Origin of the sequence: Corynebacterium sp. HMSC056F09, from assembly GCF_001815785.1 — a bacterium.
Classification (GTDB): domain Bacteria; phylum Actinomycetota; class Actinomycetes; order Mycobacteriales; family Mycobacteriaceae; genus Corynebacterium; species Corynebacterium hiratae.
In genome coordinates this window covers 1-18040 of record NZ_KV821885.1, presented here as the reverse complement: position 1 = coordinate 18040, position 18040 = coordinate 1, and the positions used below count along the sequence as shown (strand labels likewise).

19 protein-coding genes and 1 pseudogene are annotated in these 18040 nt (G+C 62.4%); 7 read left to right on the top strand and 13 right to left on the bottom strand.

The genetic code is table 11. The annotated features are described in order from the left end of the window. Positions 1–17 precede the first annotated feature (17 nt). Together HMPREF3056_RS00210 and pyrR are read right to left on the bottom strand one after the other, a co-directional pair. On the bottom strand, positions 18–989 hold the full coding sequence (locus tag HMPREF3056_RS00210; RefSeq protein WP_046649085.1) for an aspartate carbamoyltransferase catalytic subunit: 972 nt from the start codon (positions 987–989) through the stop codon (positions 18–20). Beyond that, complete coding sequence (gene pyrR, locus HMPREF3056_RS00205; protein ID WP_046649084.1) at positions 990–1580, bottom strand: bifunctional pyr operon transcriptional regulator/uracil phosphoribosyltransferase PyrR; 591 nt, start codon at positions 1578–1580, stop codon at positions 990–992. Positions 1581–1741: 161 nt separating this feature from the next. Here pyrR and HMPREF3056_RS00200 point away from each other — a divergent pair, with 161 nt between their 5' ends. Genes HMPREF3056_RS00200 through HMPREF3056_RS00180 form a run of 5 tightly spaced genes read left to right on the top strand, consistent with a single transcriptional unit; the run spans position 1742 to position 5224 of the window. Then, a complete protein-coding gene (locus HMPREF3056_RS00200) occupies positions 1742–3139 on the top strand; it encodes a TIGR01777 family oxidoreductase (protein ID WP_070753889.1) in 1398 nt (465 codons plus the stop codon). 28 nt (positions 3140–3167) lie between these two features. Then, positions 3168–3683, top strand: a complete 516-nt coding sequence (locus HMPREF3056_RS00195) for a YbjN domain-containing protein (protein ID WP_046649083.1) — start codon at positions 3168–3170, stop codon at positions 3681–3683. Then, positions 3676–4197, top strand: a complete 522-nt coding sequence (locus HMPREF3056_RS00190; RefSeq protein ID WP_070516569.1) for a YbjN domain-containing protein — start codon at positions 3676–3678, stop codon at positions 4195–4197. Before HMPREF3056_RS00195 ends, HMPREF3056_RS00190 begins: the two co-directional genes overlap by 8 nt. Continuing rightward, positions 4194–4715, top strand: a complete 522-nt coding sequence (locus HMPREF3056_RS00185) for a hypothetical protein (protein ID WP_070516567.1) — start codon at positions 4194–4196, stop codon at positions 4713–4715. Before HMPREF3056_RS00190 ends, HMPREF3056_RS00185 begins: the two co-directional genes overlap by 4 nt. Then, entirely contained in the window at positions 4712–5224 is a 513-nt protein-coding gene (locus HMPREF3056_RS00180; RefSeq protein WP_070753888.1) for a hypothetical protein, read from the top strand. Before HMPREF3056_RS00185 ends, HMPREF3056_RS00180 begins: the two co-directional genes overlap by 4 nt. 3 nt (positions 5225–5227) lie before the next feature. Here HMPREF3056_RS00180 and HMPREF3056_RS00175 read toward each other — a convergent pair whose 3' ends face one another. The 8 genes from HMPREF3056_RS00175 to HMPREF3056_RS00140 are packed head-to-tail and all read right to left on the bottom strand — an operon-like array spanning position 5228 to position 13177. Beyond that, the gene (locus HMPREF3056_RS00175) at positions 5228–6082 is read right to left on the bottom strand and encodes a PPK2 family polyphosphate kinase (protein WP_049156556.1); all 855 of its coding nucleotides are present in this window, start codon (positions 6080–6082) and stop codon (positions 5228–5230) included. A gap of 25 nt (positions 6083–6107) precedes the next feature. Then, the gene (locus tag HMPREF3056_RS00170) at positions 6108–6863 is read right to left on the bottom strand and encodes a sulfite exporter TauE/SafE family protein (protein WP_049156553.1); all 756 of its coding nucleotides are present in this window, start codon (positions 6861–6863) and stop codon (positions 6108–6110) included. A 6-nt stretch (positions 6864–6869) separates the two neighbouring features. Further along, positions 6870–7346 carry a pantetheine-phosphate adenylyltransferase gene (coaD, locus tag HMPREF3056_RS00165; RefSeq protein ID WP_046649077.1) on the bottom strand — a complete coding sequence of 159 codons (477 nt, stop codon included), beginning with the start codon at positions 7344–7346 and terminating at the stop codon, positions 6870–6872. Between the two features lie 2 nt (positions 7347–7348). Continuing rightward, the gene (gene rsmD, locus HMPREF3056_RS00160; RefSeq protein WP_046649076.1) at positions 7349–7975 is read right to left on the bottom strand and encodes a 16S rRNA (guanine(966)-N(2))-methyltransferase RsmD; all 627 of its coding nucleotides are present in this window, start codon (positions 7973–7975) and stop codon (positions 7349–7351) included. Positions 7976–8017: 42 nt separating this feature from the next. Then, a complete protein-coding gene (locus tag HMPREF3056_RS00155) occupies positions 8018–10114 on the bottom strand; it encodes an ATP-dependent DNA helicase RecG (protein ID WP_070511698.1) in 2097 nt (698 codons plus the stop codon). 3 nt (positions 10115–10117) lie between these two features. Next, a complete protein-coding gene (locus HMPREF3056_RS00150; protein WP_046649075.1) occupies positions 10118–11557 on the bottom strand; it encodes a DAK2 domain-containing protein in 1440 nt (479 codons plus the stop codon). A 10-nt stretch (positions 11558–11567) separates the two neighbouring features. Further along, complete coding sequence (locus HMPREF3056_RS00145) at positions 11568–12176, bottom strand: uracil-DNA glycosylase (RefSeq protein WP_158395598.1); 609 nt, start codon at positions 12174–12176, stop codon at positions 11568–11570. A gap of 35 nt (positions 12177–12211) precedes the next feature. After that, positions 12212–13177, bottom strand: a complete 966-nt coding sequence (locus HMPREF3056_RS00140) for a thiamine-phosphate kinase (RefSeq protein ID WP_102233886.1) — start codon at positions 13175–13177, stop codon at positions 12212–12214. Positions 13178–13269: 92 nt separating this feature from the next. Here HMPREF3056_RS00140 and HMPREF3056_RS00135 point away from each other — a divergent pair, with 92 nt between their 5' ends. Continuing rightward, entirely contained in the window at positions 13270–14184 is a 915-nt protein-coding gene (locus HMPREF3056_RS00135) for a DUF3515 domain-containing protein (protein WP_046649072.1), read from the top strand. Between the two features lie 66 nt (positions 14185–14250). Here the strand turns inward: HMPREF3056_RS00135 and HMPREF3056_RS00130 are convergent, their stop codons facing one another. Together HMPREF3056_RS00130 and HMPREF3056_RS00125 are read right to left on the bottom strand one after the other, a co-directional pair. Then, complete coding sequence (locus HMPREF3056_RS00130; protein WP_046649071.1) at positions 14251–15321, bottom strand: D-alanine--D-alanine ligase family protein; 1071 nt, start codon at positions 15319–15321, stop codon at positions 14251–14253. Positions 15322–15342: 21 nt separating this feature from the next. Beyond that, positions 15343–16341, bottom strand: a complete 999-nt coding sequence (locus HMPREF3056_RS00125; RefSeq protein WP_070511939.1) for an NAD(P)H-dependent glycerol-3-phosphate dehydrogenase — start codon at positions 16339–16341, stop codon at positions 15343–15345. Positions 16342–16490: 149 nt separating this feature from the next. On the opposite strand from HMPREF3056_RS00125, the gene HMPREF3056_RS00120 reads away from it, so the two are divergent. Continuing rightward, entirely contained in the window at positions 16491–17489 is a 999-nt protein-coding gene (locus HMPREF3056_RS00120; protein WP_046649070.1) for an NUDIX hydrolase, read from the top strand. A 46-nt stretch (positions 17490–17535) separates the two neighbouring features. On the opposite strand, the pseudogene HMPREF3056_RS00115 reads toward HMPREF3056_RS00120, so the two are convergent. Continuing rightward, positions 17536–18040 (bottom strand): annotated as a pseudogene (locus HMPREF3056_RS00115) (hypothetical protein); the annotation flags it as partial.

Sequence of the window (18040 nt, the reverse complement as noted above, 5' to 3'; positions counted from 1 at the left end):
AAGTGGGACATATCGATTTAGATACCGGCGTTCTCGCCGTTAGTGAGCAGCGTAAACAAAGCCGCCATGCGCACGTGGACACCGTTGTTAACCTGCTGGAGTACCGCGGTGTTGTCATAGTCAGCCACGGCGTAGTTGATCTCCATGCCGCGGACCATGGGGCCTGGGTGCATGATGATGGCGTCCTTCTTCATGGCCGCTGCGCGGTCCTTGGACAGCCCGTAGAGAGTGGCGTACTCGCGGTGCGAGGGGAAGAAACCGCCGTTCATGCGCTCTGCTTGCACGCGCAGCATCATGACGACGTCTGCCTTGGCAACCTCTGCATCGAAATCGTGGGAGACGCGCACCGGCCAGGTGTCGACGCCGAAAGGCAGCAGCGTCGGCGGGGCGACGAGCGTGACTTCAGCACCCAGCGTGGAGAGCAGGTCCACGTTGGAGCGCACCACGCGAGAATGCAGGCAGTCACCGACGATAGCCACGTTTAGACCTTCAAAACCGGTGCCGGCTGCCGAGCGATCCGCGCCCAGGTGCAGGCGCTGGCGCATCGTGACGGCGTCGAGAAGCGCCTGCGTGGGGTGCTGGTGGGAGCCATCGCCGGCGTTAATCACGCTCGGGCCCTGGCCGCCGGGCGCTACCCAGCTAGCTAGCTGCTGTGCCGCACCGGAGGAAGGATGGCGCATGATGATGGCGTCCGCCCCGATGGACGCCAAGGTCAACCCGGTGTCCTTGAGGGACTCGCCCTTCTTGACCGAGGACGTCGAAGCGGAGAGGTTAATGACATCCGCCGACATCCACTTGCCCGCCGTCTCGAAAGAGGAACGAGTGCGCGTGGAATTCTCATAGAACAGGGTAAAGACAGTACGACCGCGCAGCGTGGGCAACTTCTTGACCTCGCGGCCTTCTAGGGCCTCCCGGAAGCGGTCGGCCTCATCCATCAGACCGAGAATCTCCTCGGCGCTGTGGTCGGCGATGTTAATAAGGTGCTTCATTTATGCCTCCTTGCCGGGCTGTGCAGTGAAGCGGGTGAGAACGACGGCATCGCGCCCATCAATGTCGGCGTTGTACACGGTGACATCCTCATCCCGCGCGGTGGGGATGTTCTTGCCCACGTAGTCGGCGCGGATGGGTACCTGGCGGTGTCCGCGGTCCACGAGGACGGCGAGCTGGATGATGTCGGGGCGGCCGATGTCCGCGAGGGCATCGAGGGCGGCACGGATGGTGCGGCCGGAGTAAAGGACGTCGTCGACAAGAATGACGGTGGCGCCATCGATCCCGCCGTCAGGCACCGTCGTGGGCTGCAAGGCACGGTGCGGGCGGGCATATAAATCGTCTCGGTACAAAGTGATGTCGAGGGAGCCCCAGGGAATCTCCACCCCAGAGAATTCCTCAATCTTTTCGGCAAGGCGCTGCGCCAAAGGCACGCCACCAGAGGGAATGCCTAAGAGCAGGACTCGAGAAGAATCACTCGAATCTAGCGCCGTCTTTTCAATGATCTGGTGCGCGATGCGTGCGACAGTACGCGCGACGTCTGAGGAGCTCAGCAGCTCGTTGGACTCCGCGTGGGTGCCGGATTCACTCATCGTGACCTCCTTCCCCGCCTCACGGTGCGGTCTTTAAAGGATGTCGGACAATGGTTCAGTGGACTTGTCTATGCTTGAAAGCCAGCACTAACCATAGCACTCTTCACGCGTGCTTGGTACGCCCTCGCACCCCCGAATCTCCTGAGGCAGGTCTATAGACAGTGAGTTTCACTACCCAGCACGTTGTCCCCGCCCCGCGCGAAGACGTATGGCAGTGGCATACCCGCCAGGGGGCGTTTGCTCGCCTCACCCCACCTTTCGGTTTTATGACCCCGCTCCAACAAGCCGAGTCCTTGGCCGATGGAACCTCAATATTGGGCTTTCCCGGCGGCCTGAAATGGGTTGCCCGCCACGACCTCAGCCGCTACCAACCGCGGCGCTCTTTCGCGGATGTCTGTATCAACGCCCCCTTCCGTTCCCTAGCGAATTGGCGCCACGAGCACTTCTTTGAGGATCACCCGGAGGGCACGCTCATCACGGACAAGGTGGAGACCCGCATCCCCGCCGGAGCCCTGGAATCGATTTTCGCCTACCGCCAGCAGCAGCTCATCGAAGACTTTCGCTTTGCCCACAGGCTCGGCGCGCTCAACGCCGAGCCCCGCACGGTAGCGATAACCGGAACGCACGGGACGGTGGGCGCGGCTGTGGCTGCGCAATTGGGCACCCTGGGCCACACCGTCATCCCTTTGGTGCGCTCCAACCCCGGGCCTGGCGAGCGCCTCTGGCGCCCCCAGCTGCCGGCGAAGGACCTGCTGGAGGGCGTTGACGTTCTCATCCACTTGGCCGGCGAACCTATCTTTGGGCGTTTTAATTCCGCACACAAAGAGGCCATTCGGGATTCCCGCGTTGAACCTACCCGCCTACTGGCCCAGGTGGCTGCTGAGACCCCGTCCCTGACCGCCCTGGTGTGTGCCTCCGCCATTGGTATTTACGGCGCGGACAGGGGTGAAACGGAACTGACCGAGGAATTGGAGCGCGGCGAGGGTTTTCTCGCCGACGTCGTCGCCGACTGGGAGGCGGCGTGTGAGCCGGCGCGGGAGGCTGGGAAGCGCGTGGTTAACCTGCGTACCGGTATTGTGCAATCAGCCAATGCGGGGATCCTGCCGCTGCTACGAGGGCTGTTTTCCACTGGTCTTGGCGGCGCTTTTGGCAAAGGCACCATGTGGAATAGCTGGATTGCGCAAGATGATCTTTCTGACATGTTTGTCCGCGCCGCGCTCGACCCAGCCTGGCACGGCGTCATCAACGCGGTCTCCCCCACTCCGGTGCTCAACCGCGATTATGTTGATGCCCTTGGTTCCTTGCTCCACCGCCCCACCATCATTCCGATTCCCAGCGTCGGTCCGGCGCTGCTGCTAGGCAAGGAAGGTGCGCGTGAGCTTGCACTGGCTAACCAAAAGGTTCTGCCCACGCGCGCGGAAGCGCTCGGCCATACTTTCCGATATCCCGAGATCGCTCCAGCGCTTGCCCACGAGCTGGGCGGGGAAAAACTCTTCGAGGACCCCACCTGCGCACCCCAGGAAGACGGCTCCGGTAGTGTCGGGGCCGGAAAAGATTAAGAAGAATGTAGCGAAGTGAGTAGAAGAATTGACTGACACCACTAATCACGACGAAGCGCAGCAGCGCCAGCTGCAGCCCGATACTCCGATTGAGGAGGTCACACTCGAGCGCATTGCGGAGATCTTTAAGTCAGAAGGCTTGGAATACCGCATCGAAGAGCAAAAGACGCAGGACGGCCAGACGGTCAACCTTTTGCGCACCGGCTTCTCGAACGCCGCCATTGCCTTCCAGCTGGTTGGCTCCTCCCTCATCGTTGATTCCGTGTGGCGCGGTTCTGTGCCCGCCTCCGAGGGCCCGGCGCTCCTCATGCACATCAACGCCTGGAACCAGGATCACTTCACGCCGACGTTCCGCTTCTTTGAGGCTCCGGACAACGCCTTGGCAGTCTCCGGTGCGCGCGATCTCGACCTGACCCACGGCGCTTCCCGCAACCAGTTAGGCGCGTTCGTCATGTCCACCCTGGATGCCGTGTTGCAGTCCTTCGAGTGGATTGAACAGCAGTACCCGCAGCTCGTCACCTGGAAGGAGCACAACCATGACTAATCCTGCGACTACCCCCGCCGAGGATCCGCACGCACTGCCGGAGGTCACCCTCGACCGCATCATTGAGGCAATGAAGACCTTCGACATCGAACTCGAGCCGGTCACCGGCCGCGACGACGCCGCCACCGCCAACCTCAACGGCCTGCCGTGCATGTTCGCTGTGCTGGAAAGCGTTGCCATCGTGCGCTGCGATGTGCCAACGGACGTCAACTACGCCAAGGCCGACGCCGGCCTTTTCCTCGCGGCTAACCAGATCAATTCCGTGGCTATGGGGGCCCGCGCCGTCATTGCTGACTTCGACGGCATGCTGCTCGTGCGCACCGAGGCCGATATTCCGTGCGCGGCCGGCATGACCGACGAACAACTCGCGGCCGCGCTGCGCGCCTCCGTGGATGGTGTCATCAACGCCCAGAACGCCATGGTCGCCGCCGCCGAGGAAATGGCCAAGCTCGGTTCCGAATCTGCTGCACAGGCGGGCGAGGGAGCTGAGGGCGCGCAGGGTGAGCAGCAGTGACCGATCTCCACGTGGTTGAGCCGGTCACCATTGACCGGCTGGCGCAGTTGTGCGAGCTTATCGATGCCGACTACGCGCTCATCGAAGCTGCCCCCGAGGAAGGCGACGCTCCTGGTGCCGGCGACGACAACGCCCCCGCGCGCCGCGTCCTGCAGACCGGTGTGCCGCATATCGCGGTGCACTGTGACCTCGACGCGGAAGGCGACGTATTGAGCGCCTTCGCCTCCTGGGAAGGCACGCTTCCCGCGCACCTCGAACACGACGTTGCTGCTGCCGTGGCGGAGCTGAACTGGGCCAGCGTGGCGCCCACCTTGAACTTCCTCGTCGAAGAGGACGCGAAGGGCAACGCGGAGATCCACCTAGGCGCCAACCGCGCCATGGCCGTGGGCGAAGGTTTGTCCTTGGCCCAGCTGGGGCATTTCCTGCTGAGCTCGCTCGCCAGCTTCGCGGAGATTTTCGACGTCGTGGCGCAGCGTTTTCCCCAGGCGGTCACCTGGAACGAGGAGGAGCAAGCATGAACCACAACGCTAGCGAAGGCACCGATCCTTTCGACATCCTGTCTGGGTCTCCGCTGCCCGCCGTCAGCCGGGACAGCGTGCTGAGCGTGCTCAACGGTACGGAACTAGATATGGCGGCCACCGCGCACCCGGAGGACCCCACTGCGGCGGTTGCCCGCCTCAATGACCTTGATTGGGTTATCACCGTCGACGATGGCCTCGTGCGCATAGAATGCGTGCTGCCGACGCAGCTCGACGCGGACATGCTCCCGATCTTCCACGTCTTGTGCAACGAGTTCAATTCCAGTGCCTTCGATGGGCGCGCGATCGTTGGCCTCGTTGAGGATGAGGTGGAGCTGCGTGGTGATGCCTGCTTCGTCACCACGGCGGGTCTGAACGAGGACCAGCTCTTCCACGCCCTCAACCTGGGAATTATCAATGCCCAGGAAGCGCTGTTGTCCGTCCTCGATAGTTTCAACGCCGCCGCCCGTGAGCTCGCCAGCGACGTCGATGAGGCACAGAGCGACTAGTTCTTAGTCGGCGTCCTCGATGCGCTGGCGCTCCACCTCCGGGTCGAAGTCGGGCGCCGGCCATTCGAGGTCAAGATGGCGTAGGAGATCCACGATGAGGAACTTCAGCGCCATGCGGGCGTATTTCTTGTTATCGGTAGGAATGACATACCAGGGCGCATAGTTTTCATCCGTGCGCTGGATGGCGTCCTGGTAGGCCGCCATGTACTTATCCCAATAGGCGCGCTCCTCCACATCGGCGGGATCGTATTTCCAGAACTTGTCTTCCCGCTCCGTGCGCTCCAGCAGATTCTCCTTCTGGGCTTCCTTGGACAGGTGTAGGAAGATCTTGATGACCTTGACACCCTTCGCTGTCAGGTCGAGCTCATAATCCCGGATAGCCTCGATGCGGCGGTCCACTTCTTCTTCGTCGACCCACTCGTGCACGCGCTGAATGAGGACGTCTTCGTAGTGGGAGCGGTCAAAGGCCACAATCTGTCCCGGCTGCGGGTCGTGCTTGCGGATGCGCCACAAGAAGTCATGTTCCAGCTCTTCCTCGGTGGGCTTTCCGAAACCAACCGTGGTGGTTCCCTGCGGGTCGAAGGTGCTGAGCACGTGGCGAATAGCACCGCCCTTGCCCGAGGTATCCATTCCCTGCAACACAATGAGCACCGCTGGGGCGTCCTCACCATAGCTGCGACCGTTGGCAAAGAGCCGCTCCTGCAGTTCATAGAGCTCGTCATCGTACTTGGTGAAACGGGCATCGAGCTCGTCCTTGTCACCGTCGAAGCCGGGGGTTGCGGAGGCATCGACCGAGTCGATCTGAAAATTCTTGCCTGCGCGCAGGGAGAGCGCGTCTTCAATCTTGAACTTCGCCATGGGTCCACCTTACCCAGGCAGTGTTTTAAGCGCCCAGCGTGGAAAGACCGCGCAGCAGAGCACTCAGCGCTCCCAGGCTAGCCAGCGCCAGCGACAGCGTGTGGGCTTTCTCCCGCGAGACGTGCCCGGCGATCTTCTTGCCTACAAGGATGCCGACGCACATGCCGATTATTCCGCAAGGCCACACCAGCCAGTGCAGGCCCTCGAAACCGCCGGAGCCCAGGAAGTACTTCGTCAGAACAGAGGACAATCCGCCGATGACAAAGCAGGGTTGCAGGGTCGCGGCGAGGATTGACTTAGGCCACCGCGCAGCCTGGGCGTACACGGTGATGACGGGGCCGGCGACGCCGGCCAGGGTATTGGTAAAACCGCCCAAGATACCCGCGGAGATCGCGGGCCCCGTCCCCCGCATCTCTGGGACGAATTTGCGGCCGAAGACCACCACGCCCAGCGCGATCAACAAGGCGGCGCCCACGAGCACCAATAACGCCGAGGTATCGATGCGCGCGATAAGCAGCGCCGCCGGGATTGAGCCGAGGACCATGAAGGGGCCGATGCGCAGCCACTTATCCCACGCCACATTCTCGCGCATCGAATAGGTCGTGAGGATGGCGTTAATGCAGGCCAAAACGTTGATGACCATGATGCCTTCCACGGGGCCGAGGAAGAGCGTCAAGATGGGCCCGCCAATGAGGCCCAACCCCATGCCGGAGACTCGCTGCAGGCAGGAGCCCACTATGACGGTAACGAGGACGACGAAAGGTATTGCCAGTACAGACATGTCTCCTTAGCCTCGGTAGCGTTCCATCACGGCGGCCGCAACGTGCTCTGGGAACATGCCCGTGACATCACCGCCGTACTGTGCCACCTGCTTGCATAGGGAGGAGGAGATATAGCCGTACTTTTCATCAGTGAGCAAGAAGACCGTATCGATTCCGGAAAGGCGCCGGTTCATCTGTGCCATCGGCAGCTCATACTCATAGTCCAAGGAGGAGCGCAGGCCTTTGACAATGGTGTCGATGCCATGGGCACTGGTGTAGTCCACGAGCAGGCCGCCCCACCAGTCCACCTGGATCTCTGGCGCGACGGTACGGCGGATGAGATCCACGCGCTCCTCCACGCTAAATAGCCCGGATGGCTTATCGGGGTTTCCCGTCACCAGCACCGTGACCTTGTCAAACAATTCGCTGGCGCGGTTGAACACGTCAACATGGCCTAGCGTGATGGGGTCGAAAGATCCCGGGCAGACGGCGTGGGTGGGCATGGCTAATCCTCCTTGATTTCGGTCATGGCGGTGTCTTCGCTACCCGCGTTGTCGCTGTAGTCGCTGTCCTCAGCGCGGTGATAAATCGCCATATCAAAACGCGCGATGCCGAAGGTCCGTTTCTTGAGCTTCTGGCCGGTGGGCTCAAAGCCTTCCGGCCACTGTGTCTGTGGGGAATCCACATGGCGTTCGATGACGACGATTGCGGCATCATCCAACACCGGTTCGATCGCGGCCAACAGCCCATCCACATCATCGAACTCATAGGGAGGATCCGCGAGCACCATATCGAAATACCCGCGCGGGGCGGTCGCTAGATAGGACGAGGCCTTCATCTCGCGTACCTCGACGCGCGGGTGCTTCACCACCCCTATGTTGTGCCGGATGATCTTCACCGCCGCGGGATTGTTTTCCACCAAGACCACTTCCTCAGCGCCGCGGCTGGCTGCCTCCAGACCTAAGGCACCGGACCCAGCAAAAAGGTCCAGCACGCGGGAGTCGATGAAACCCCAACGCACGTTCAACGATGAGAAAAGGCCCTCGCGGGCACGGTCAGAGGTAGGTCTAGTCCCGGCTTCCGGCACCTTGATGGTGCGCCCCCGGGCCTCCCCAGCGATGATTCTGGTCATGGCCTCTACCCTATCTCCCCACAGCTGCGCGCGGTGACTTGCCTAGTTCTTCTCCAAAAACTCCTGCTCATCCGCACTCAAATTGTGTGTCAACTCCTCCGCTAGCTCGGGATTGCGCTCCACCAATGCGGCAGCATCAGCATGCGTGCGCTCAACAATGTCCCTATCATGGCTGAGATCCAGCAGCTTCAGAGTGCGTTTGGTGCCAGATTGCAGCGTTCCTAGGATGTCCCCTTCGTGGCGCTGCCGAAGATCCAGCTCCGCCAAATCAAAACCGGACGGCGTATCAGCTATGGCCTGGATGCGCCGGTAGGACTTACTGTCGGGCTCGGCGGTGGTATGCAGCAAGCACACGGAGTCGTTACCACCGCGCCCCACGCGCCCACGCAACTGGTGCAACTGCGAGACGCCAAAATTCTCCGATTCGCGGATGAGCATCACGGTGGCGTTGGGCACGTCGACGCCAACCTCGATGACGGTCGTCGCCACGAGGACGTCGATTTCCCCGCGGGCGAAGCGCTCCATGACCTCATCCTTATCGGGCATTTTGCCGTGGAGCATCTCCACCCGCAGACCCCGCAGCGGCAGGTTGCGCAGCTGTACGGACATCGTTTCCACGCCGCCCTCTCCTTCAATCCGCGGGCAGACGATATAGGCCTGGTGCCCCTTTTCTACCTCTTCGCGGATTCTTTCGATAGCGCGGCGCACCCATTCCGGTTTCCATTCGGGCACCACCGCGGACAAAATGGGCTTTCGCCCGCCAGGCAGCTCCTTGAGAGTGGACACGGCCAAATCACCGAAGACGGTCATGGCAATCGTGCGCGGGATCGGTGTCGCCGTCATGACCAGCAGGTGGGGACTCGTGCCCTCCCGGGTCTTGGTGCGCAGGCTATCGCGCTGCTCCACGCCGAAACGGTGCTGCTCATCCACGATGACGAGGCCCAAGTCAAAGAACTCCACCGTGTCTTGGATGATGGCATGCGTTCCGATGACGATATCGGCCTCGCCGGAGACAATCTCCAGCAGCGCCTGCCGCTTCTCCGCCGTCTTCATCGAGCCGGTCAACACGGTGACGGTGACTCCTTCGGGAACGCTGGCGCTAATCGACGCCCCATGCTGCGCCGCCAGCACCTCCGTCGGCGCGAGAAGGGCGGCCTGCTTACCGGCGTCGACCGCCTGCAGCATGGCACACGTGGCCACCAGGGTCTTGCCCGAGCCCACCTCGCCCTGCAGCAGACGCATCATGGGCGCGGTGCCACACAGGTCCGCGTCGATCTCCGCGATGACGCGGCGCTGGCCCGCAGTCAGTTCAAAGGGCAGCTCGCTGAGCAGTTCGTCGCGGTAGCCCTCCAAAATCGCTGGCATCGGGGTTGCCGTACGCGCCTTGACATCGCGCTGGCGCAGGGCCATAACCAGCCCAATCGACAGCGCCTCATTGTATTTCAAACGTTGGATGGCGCGTTCGGGCCCGTGCTCACCCGGTTCGTGGATCTCGCGGACGGCTTGGTCCAGCGTCACCATCATGCGGTAGTCCAGTGGCTCCGGAATCGAAGGCGTGTGTTCCAGCACCTTGTGGATAGCACCCATGATGTACCACGACGTCACCTTCCCGCTGGCTGGGTACACGGGGATCCACTCGCGCTGCAGGAAGGTCTCCAGCGACCCGAATTGGGAGAGCTTCTTCAGCGAGCCCGTCCCCTGCCCGGACGTGCTATCCAGCAAGGATTCCTGATAACGGCCGGGGTCGAGGATGAGGAAGTCAGGGTGCTGCAGGCTGGGGTATCCCCGAAAGTACTTCAGCTTGCCAGACAGCATGACGCGCATGCCGCGCCCCAGCACGCGCTGCACGTAATGCGCGTTAAAGAATGAGGCTTGGACTCCACTATCCATGTAGAGGATAAAGACCATGGCTTTGGAGGTGTGCTTGACGCGGACATCCTCAATGACACCGGTGATGGTGACGTGGTCACCGTCCTCGGCACCGCCGAGGCCGACGTCCTTGTTGTGGCGGATGTAGTCGCGTGGATAGTGGCTGAGCAGCTCCCCGCACGTGGTGTACCCGAAGGCGCGCTTGATTGCTGAGGCATCCTTCTTTGCCAGAATCTCCGTCAGCGCACGGTCATCCTGCCACCCCAGCATGGCTTACTCCACCCCGATCTCGGTACGCAGCCCGGGAACCCGCAGCACCACCACGTCGACGCCCAAGAGCTGCGCCAGCTCGTCCTCATCGATCTCTAGTCCGGTGAGCACGGTGATCTGCTCCCCGCCGTAGGCCAATTGGCTGCAGCACGACGCCACAATCCCGTCGATGGATTCTGTATCCGGATGCACCACCCGCATCGAGCGTGCGGCATCCGCCATGGTGGCCACTGCCTCGGCGGTGTGGGTGGAACCCGGTGAGTAGACCGACAGCGCGGCGAGCCCGGAGACGAGGGAATCAGTCGGGATAAGCGTGGCTGTGCCGGGCGCACCGCCGTAGCCGTTGGGCAAGAAGAGATCACCCGCCTTCGCGGCGCGAGGGCCGTCGCCGGGCTTGACGGTATCCGCCCCGGCCTTTTCAAAAAGCTCGCGGGCGGCTCCTTCGGGCACTGCGGCGAAGATTCGCCGCCCGGCACGATCGATGGCCTGCATTTCGCCGGCCGCTGTATCTCCGGCGGAGGGAAGCACCTCGAGGCGCAGGTTACTGACTTTTCCGAGGCCATAGGCTTGTTCGATGACCGCACCGGCTTGGGAGCTATGGATGTGCACGCTCGCAGAATCCTCCGTGGCTCGCGCGATGACGAGGCTATTGCCCAACGGGTTGAGGGCCTCCTCGATCTGGGCGAGGTCTCCCTCGAAGAAGAAGATGACTTCAATCTCCGGGCCGGCCCCAGGCTGTGGCGCGGCACAGTTCTCTCCGTGAGACGGCAGCGATTCGCTCTGCGTGGGCTCTGCCCCTACAGTCTCTATAGCCACAGGTTCGGGGACGGTGTCTTCACCGGTGAGCTGGGCCAGCAAGCATTCCAACAAGATGACGAAGCCTGCTCCGCCGGCGTCTACGACACCGGCCTCGCGCAGCGCCGGCAGCTGGGAAGGAGTCTCCGCTAAGGCTTGCCGGGCGGCGTCGACCGCCGCGACCACAATACCGTGCAGTTGCGCGCCGGACTCCTCGGCGGCCTTACTAGCAGCGGCGGCCGAGGCACGCAGCACGGTGATGATGGTGCCTTCCACTGGGGAGGCCAGAGCACGGTCGACCAGCGTGACGGCCAGCGAGAGGGCATCCGCCAAGACCGAACCATCCACCCGCGAATCCGTCGTGGCGTCAGCCACCCCGCGCAATACCTGGGACAGCACCATCCCGGAGTTGCCGCGCGCTCCGCGTACCGAACCGATGGCCAGGGCTTCAGCCACGTCCATCTCGCCTTTATCGGCCTCCGCCAGGGCAGATTCCATGGTGTGCGCCATGTTGGATCCCGTGTCAGAATCGGGCACCGGGAACACGTTGAGGGCGTTAATCTCGGCGCGGCGGCGCTGTAGCTCCTTAACGGTTCGCGCGGCCCACTCGTGCAGGCCACGGGCATCCAACTCGGCGGGATAAGACATGTTGGTTAGTCTACAAGCGCCAGTCCACTGTCGAGACGCCACGGGCCTCTAAGGCCGCATTCGCCCGGGAAAATGGACGCGATCCGAAGAAGCCGCGTCGTGCTGACAGGGGTGAAGGATGCGGGGAGGTGATGCACTCCGTACCCGGCAGGAAGGCCTGGCAGGTTTGGGCATCGCGCCCCCACAAAATGGCCACGATATCGCGCCCCGCCAACGCTCTGATGGCGGCCTCCGTAATCGCTTCCCAGCCCATCCGCCGGTGCGAGCCGGCCTGGCCCGGGGCCACGGTAAGCACCCTGTTCAGCAGCAGCACGCCCTGGTCGAACCACGCCCGCAGGTCCCCATCCGCGCGACCGTCGATCCCGAGGTCATCGTGAAGCTCGACGTAGATATTCTGCAACGAGCGGGGAGCCGGCACCCCGGGGCGCGTAGAAAAGGACAAGCCCATGGCATGGCCCGGGGTGGGATAGGGATCTTGGCCCACGATGAGGACACGTACGTCGTCGAGGGGCATCGACAAGGCAGCGAAGACGTCCTCGGCCGGGGGCAGAAAGTCTTGGCCGATCTGCTGCTCAAGGCGCGGCAGATTCTCCTCCAGCGCCTGCCGGATGTGGGGCATCCACGAATAGTGAATACGAGAGGTATCGATGTGGCTCACGCAAATCCCTCCCAGCCCTCGCGATAGCGAGGCTCCTCTCCGCTGATGGTGACACCGGTACCGCGCATCACCCGGCCTACTTCCCGGAACCCAGAGGGAGCGGCCTTGTACGTGGTGGCCAACAGCGTGTGATCCTCCCCTCCCGTTAGGACCCATTCCCACGGATCGATATCAAGCACCGCGCCGGCAGCAGCTAGGAGCGGATCCGGGGCAATGGCTGCGCGGTCGAGGTCGATGCGCACCCCGGAGCGTTGTGCCAGATGCCCCACATCACGCACTAAGCCATCCGAATTATCTGTCATCGCGGTCGACCCCGTTGCCCGAGCGATAACCCCACGCCCTGGGCTCAGGGTGGGTGCACAGTGGGCGTCGATCAGCGGCCACAGCTCCTCTAGTTCCGGGGGCAGCGCGCGGCCAAAGCGCTGAAGCAGAGCAAGGCCCGCTCCGGAGTACCCAATCTTGCCGTGCGCCACCAGCTTTTGGCCCGCGCGTGCTCCATCTAGGGTCAGCGGCGCCCCACTTCCTCCCAAGGAGCCCATCGCCGTGACATTGATGACTAAGCTGTCGCTGCGGGTAAGGTCGCCGCCGACCAGCTCTGCGTTATAGACCGCGCAGCGCTCAGCGATGCCCTGCGCAATCCCCCGCACGAAATCCACCGGGGTTTCCCCTGGGGCGGCAATAGCCAGCAGTGCTGCGGTGGGCCGGGCACCCATCGCCTCGATATCGGCGAAATTACGCACGATGGCCTTCTGCCCGATTTCTGCGGCAGTCGACCAATCCCGGCGGAAATGCCTGCCTTCCACCATCATGTCTGTCGCTGCCACCGTGCGGGAATTGGGCGCTGCCGGGTACAGCACCGCGGCATCGTCACCGTTGAGCGCGCTCGGGGCAGCGGTGACAATCTCATGGATGACTTGCCGCTCACCGGCTTGGTCGAGGGTATGCGATAAACCCACCGTCACGGACTCCTTTGTGTTGCGCGGGCCACGCACTGTACGCGTGCGCACCGTCCACGTTCGTTCTTCCTGGACTATCAGCGATAGGATAAGCCCCTATGGATACCCAATTTAACCGCACCGCAATCTACGTCTCACTCGGGATCGCCATCGCGATGGTCTTCGCGGTGATTTTTGGGGCAAAATACGTCTTCACCACCGCTGCCCAGCAACCGGTGGCGCTGCCTCCCACCCCATCTGAGGCGGCGGATTCCCCCGAGTGCGCCGCCGTGGTCGATGCGCTGCCAGACAAACTACTGGGGTACCCACGCGTCGATCTTGTCGAGCCAGCTCCCGCGGGTGCTGCGGCGTGGGCGAAGAGCTCGGAGGACAAGATAACGCTGCGCTGCGGTGTTGACTTGCCGCAGCAATTTACTGAGTATTCCCAGACCGTCGAGGCCGACGGCGAATCCTGGCTGCAGGTCGTCGACGCCACTCCCGGCTCGAATCTCACGACGTGGTACAGCACCAAGCGCGTTCCCGCCGTCGCGGTCACCACCACCTCCGACAACGCGCGCGACGACGCCCCGGAGGGTCTCGGTGATGCTCTCGACCACTTGGAACAGAAACAGCAACAGCCCAATGCCGCTCCGCTATCGCAGCTGAAGGCGGGCCCGGATTCCATGTGCAGCCGGCTGGAAAAGGCCCTGCCGGAGACCCTCGCGGAGGGCTACTCGCGCCGCGAGGATGTCGGTGACAAGAACACCTGGGTCTACAGCGCGCCGGGCCAGGAAGAGATCGTCGTGCGTTGTGGTGTGGCTGCACCGGAGAACTACCGTGCAGGTGTCCAGCTTCAGCAGGTCAATGACGTGCCCTGGTTCGAGGACACCACCCTGGCGGAGGGCACCACGGCCGGCACGTGGTTCGCGCTCGGCCGGGCGGAGGATCTCGCGCTGTCTGCTCCGCAGGAGGCAGCCAATTCCGCGCTGGTGCGGCTGAGCGACGCCCTCGTGGCCGCCACCCCTTCCCAGTAGCAACCGCGGCCTGCTCCTCTACCGCCTGCCCTTCGCACTCAGCTGAGGGACTAGGCGGGCTAAGGACTAGGAACGCGCGAGCGCGGTTTGGATGAGGGTATCCAGCAGCTCGGCATAGCCCACACCCACGGCGGCGAATACCTGGGGGTACATCGAGATGGGTGTGAAGCCGGGGAAGGTGTTCACCTCGTTGATGCAGTAGGAATCCTCGCTGACGAAGAAATCCACGCGGGACAGGCCGGCAGCGCCCAGAGCACGGAAAGCCTCAATAGCGCGCTGGCGGAGCTCAGCGGTTAGTTCATCGCTCAACGGCGCAGGGATTTCCGCCGAAACGCCCTCGTCGATGTACTTGGCATCGAAGTCATAAAAGCCTTCTTCGGACTCCGTAGTGCCCAAAAGTTTGGCGGGAACGGAAGCCTGGAGGCTACCGTCTGGGTGCTCGAGGACGCCCACTTCCACCTCTGCACCGCGAATTTCCGGCTCGACAAGGACCTTCTCGTCGGACTCGTAGGCTAGGGCCAGCGCGTCCGCGAAATCCTCCCACGCCGAAACCTTGGACACACCGATGGAGGAACCACCGCGCGCCGGTTTCACAAAGACAGGCAGGCCGAGGCGCTCCTTTTGGGCGTCGCTCAGCGTGGCTTCCCCAGTGAGCACCTCCTGGGGCGCCACAGGCAGACCTTCCGCAACCAGCAGCTTCTTGGTGAACTCCTTGTCCATGCCCACGGCCGAGGCCAGCACGCCCGCGCCCACGTAAGGGATGCCGGAGAGCTCGAAAAGCCCCTGGACCGTCCCATCTTCACCGTAGGGTCCATGGAGAACCGGCACAATGACATCCACTTCGGTGTAGTGCTCATGGCGAGTGACGTTGTGGATGCGTCCGCGCGTGGCGGGGTTGAGGGAAAGCGCCAGCTCATCGTGCAGCTCTACCTCGGGCAGGCGCCCATCTACGATGCCGAGGCCCTCCCGACTGCCCTGAGTCCAGGTGCCCTCTCGCGTGATGCCGATCGGCACAACCTCATACTTGTCCGGGTCAAGGTGCTCCATGATTGCGCCGGCGGAGATGCACGACACTGAATGCTCGGAGCTGCGCCCGCCGTACACTACGGCCACGCGCACAGGATTCGCTTCAGTCATACCGAGCAACTTTACTCGGCTTTACTCAGCTTTCTTGGTGCGACCCATCAGAGCCACGATCATGTCGTCGACAGTCACGCCGCGGTGGCACACACCGAAGACCGCTTGGGTAATAGGCATCTCTACGCCCGCGCGCTGCGCCAGCCTAAAGATGGAATCGGAAGAGATAACGCCTTCCGCTACCTGGCCATTGGTGGCGGCTGTGGCTTCCTCCAGGGTGCCGCCCTGGCCGAGGCGGTAGCCAAAGGTGCGGTTGCGGGACAACGTCGAGCTACAGGTTGCCACGAGGTCACCCATACCAGCCAGACCAGAGAAGGTGAACGGGTCCGCTCCCAGCTTCACGCCGAGACGAGTAATCTCCGCGAGACCTCGAGTAATGATGCTGGCCATGGTGTTGTTTCCCAGCCCCTTACCCGCAGCCATGCCGCAGGCAAGTGCAATCACGTTCTTGCAGGCACCGCCAATTTCCGCGCCGATAACATCGGTGTTGGTATAGGGCCGGAAATAGGGTGCTGCGGCGGCATGCTGGACAGCCTTGGCACGGTCGGCGTCGCGGCACGCGATAACCGTAGCTGCCGGCTGCTCCTGGGCCACCTCCTTGGCCAAGTTGGGCCCGGAGAGCACCGCAATGCGGTCGGGGGAAACACCGGCGGCATCGGCAATCACCTCGCTCATCAGGCTGAGCGTCGACTTCTCCACGCCCTTGGAAATCGATACTAAAGTTGCATCCTCCGGCAGCAACGGCGCCCATTTTTCCAGGTTGGACCGCAAGGTCTGCGAGGGGACGCCGAAAATGACGATGTCCGCACCCTCCAGCGCATTAGCTGGATCGGTGGTAGCGCGGATGGAGGCGGGCAACGGAAGATCTGGGAGATAATCCGGGTTCTCGTGGCGTGCATTGATGGCCTGGGCTAGCTCTTCACGGCGCGCCCACAAGCGGACGTCATTGCCGGCATCGGCAAAAACCTTTGCCAGCGTAGTTCCCCACGAGCCCGCACCCAATACTGCTACGTTCACTATGTGCCACCTCACTGTAGATTCCCGGTATATCGGCTTTCCCCATTAAAGCACGCTCGGCATTAAAGCACGCTCGGCGCGTAAGACTGCATCGCGGCAGTGAGTGGAGGAAAATGGAAAAGGTTAGAAGCTACTGGCGCAAAAGGAGCAGCATGCCCAAGGCAAAGAACATGCACGAGACGGACAAAGACATCAAATCCGAGGTCTTTATTTCTGGCCGACACCAAGAAGTGCCCGTCGATCCGGCCGATGAGTTTAAGCGCACGACCCTGGCCGCCGGTGCGGTTCTCTGGCGCGGTGACCCGCACGATCCGGAAGTCGCCCTCATTCATCGCCCGCACTATGACGATTGGTCACTGCCCAAGGGCAAGGTGGATCCGGGCGAATCCCTTCCTGTTACCGCCGCGCGCGAGATCCTCGAGGAAACCGGTTATACCGTGCGCTTGGGCAAACTCATCGGCAAAGTAGCTTACCCAGTACAGGGCCGCACCAAGGTGGTCTACTACTGGCTGGCGCGAGTGCTCGATGGCGAATACACCCCGAATCAGGAAACCGACGAGCTGCGCTGGATGAAGATCGATGATGCCTGCGCACTGCTCTCTTATGACGTTGATGCACAGGTCTTGGCCAAGGCAAAGAAGCGCCTGCGCCTCGCACCAACGACCCGCGTTCTCTACGTGCGCCATGCCCGCGCGCACCAGCGCCGCACCTGGGAGGGTGATGATGACCTGCGCCCGCTGGATAAGAAGGGGCGCCGCCAGGCGGAGATGCTCGTGCCGATGCTCACGCCTTTCCATCCGACCGCCATTTATAGCGCCCCGCCGCAGCGCTGCCAGCACACCGCTGCCCCGCTGGCCGATGAACTCGGCATGGACATCGCCGTTAACAAAGCATTCGGCGATGATGTCTTTGCTGAATCACCTGAGACCGCCCGCGCCGCCTTTCAGCGCGTGGTCGACGGCGGCGGCGTTCCGGTCATCGTCAGCCAAGGGCTGACAATCCCCGGCATCATCGAGTCCTATGCACCGAAGTTCATTCAAGAGCCGATCGAAGAACTCAAGTTCAAGAAAGCTTCGGTGTGGGTTCTTTCCTTCAACGACGGTGAGCTTACGGGCGCAGACTATCTAGCTAGCCCGCTGCCGGTGCGATAAGCACTACATCGCCACTTCACTAGGTATCTTTCACCGCCCTGCTGTTCTATTCCCACCGCACAGCAGGGCGGCGCTGCATAGCGCGGGTGAACAGGACCATCCCCAAAGCCCAGATCGGGTAGGCGGCAAGGAAGCCGACGATGGGGATAAATACGACAAAGCTCGTGATGAGGGAACAGACCAGAATAAAGAGCAGCGACTGCCCAAGATTCTCCATGATTAGGTCGAGGGCCGCTCGGAAGCAGTCCATGAGAGGCTTATCGGGGTTATCAGCCTTGATCACGGGCGCTGGCCACAGGAGCGCATAGAGAATCAGTCCGGGGAAGCCACCCGCAATAGATCCGAGCGTTACCAAAATAAAGAAGCAAGCATAGACACCGGCGCAACCACTCAGCTGCGCAAACCTAAAGTAGTCGCGGAAGGTGACCTTCTCCCCATCAGCGATCTTCCGGGAACCATTGAAGAGGTTCGCCATCATCCAGCAGAGATAAGCGTAGGCGGCTAGCGCCATGACCACCATAGGGCCTGGCCCCCGGAAAGTAGACACGTCG

Coding starts and splice junctions, on each gene's coding strand:
- rsmD (WP_046649076.1), bottom strand. CDS start 7,975: ATGACCAGAATCATCGCTGGGGAGGCCCGGGGGCGCACCATCAAGGTG.
- HMPREF3056_RS00190 (WP_070516569.1), top strand. CDS start 3,676: ATGACTAATCCTGCGACTACCCCCGCCGAGGATCCGCACGCACTGCCG.
- HMPREF3056_RS00150 (WP_046649075.1), bottom strand. CDS start 11,557: ATGTCTTATCCCGCCGAGTTGGATGCCCGTGGCCTGCACGAGTGGGCC.
- pyrR (WP_046649084.1), bottom strand. CDS start 1,580: ATGAGTGAATCCGGCACCCACGCGGAGTCCAACGAGCTGCTGAGCTCC.
- HMPREF3056_RS00145 (WP_158395598.1), bottom strand. CDS start 12,176: ATGCCCCACATCCGGCAGGCGCTGGAGGAGAATCTGCCGCGCCTTGAG.
- HMPREF3056_RS00170 (WP_049156553.1), bottom strand. CDS start 6,863: ATGTCTGTACTGGCAATACCTTTCGTCGTCCTCGTTACCGTCATAGTG.
- HMPREF3056_RS00135 (WP_046649072.1), top strand. CDS start 13,270: ATGGATACCCAATTTAACCGCACCGCAATCTACGTCTCACTCGGGATC.
- HMPREF3056_RS00180 (WP_070753888.1), top strand. CDS start 4,712: ATGAACCACAACGCTAGCGAAGGCACCGATCCTTTCGACATCCTGTCT.
- HMPREF3056_RS00130 (WP_046649071.1), bottom strand. CDS start 15,321: ATGACTGAAGCGAATCCTGTGCGCGTGGCCGTAGTGTACGGCGGGCGC.
- HMPREF3056_RS00175 (WP_049156556.1), bottom strand. CDS start 6,082: ATGGCGAAGTTCAAGATTGAAGACGCGCTCTCCCTGCGCGCAGGCAAG.
- HMPREF3056_RS00120 (WP_046649070.1), top strand. CDS start 16,491: ATGCCCAAGGCAAAGAACATGCACGAGACGGACAAAGACATCAAATCC.
- coaD (WP_046649077.1), bottom strand. CDS start 7,346: ATGCCCACCCACGCCGTCTGCCCGGGATCTTTCGACCCCATCACGCTA.
- HMPREF3056_RS00210 (WP_046649085.1), bottom strand. CDS start 989: ATGAAGCACCTTATTAACATCGCCGACCACAGCGCCGAGGAGATTCTC.
- HMPREF3056_RS00155 (WP_070511698.1), bottom strand. CDS start 10,114: ATGCTGGGGTGGCAGGATGACCGTGCGCTGACGGAGATTCTGGCAAAG.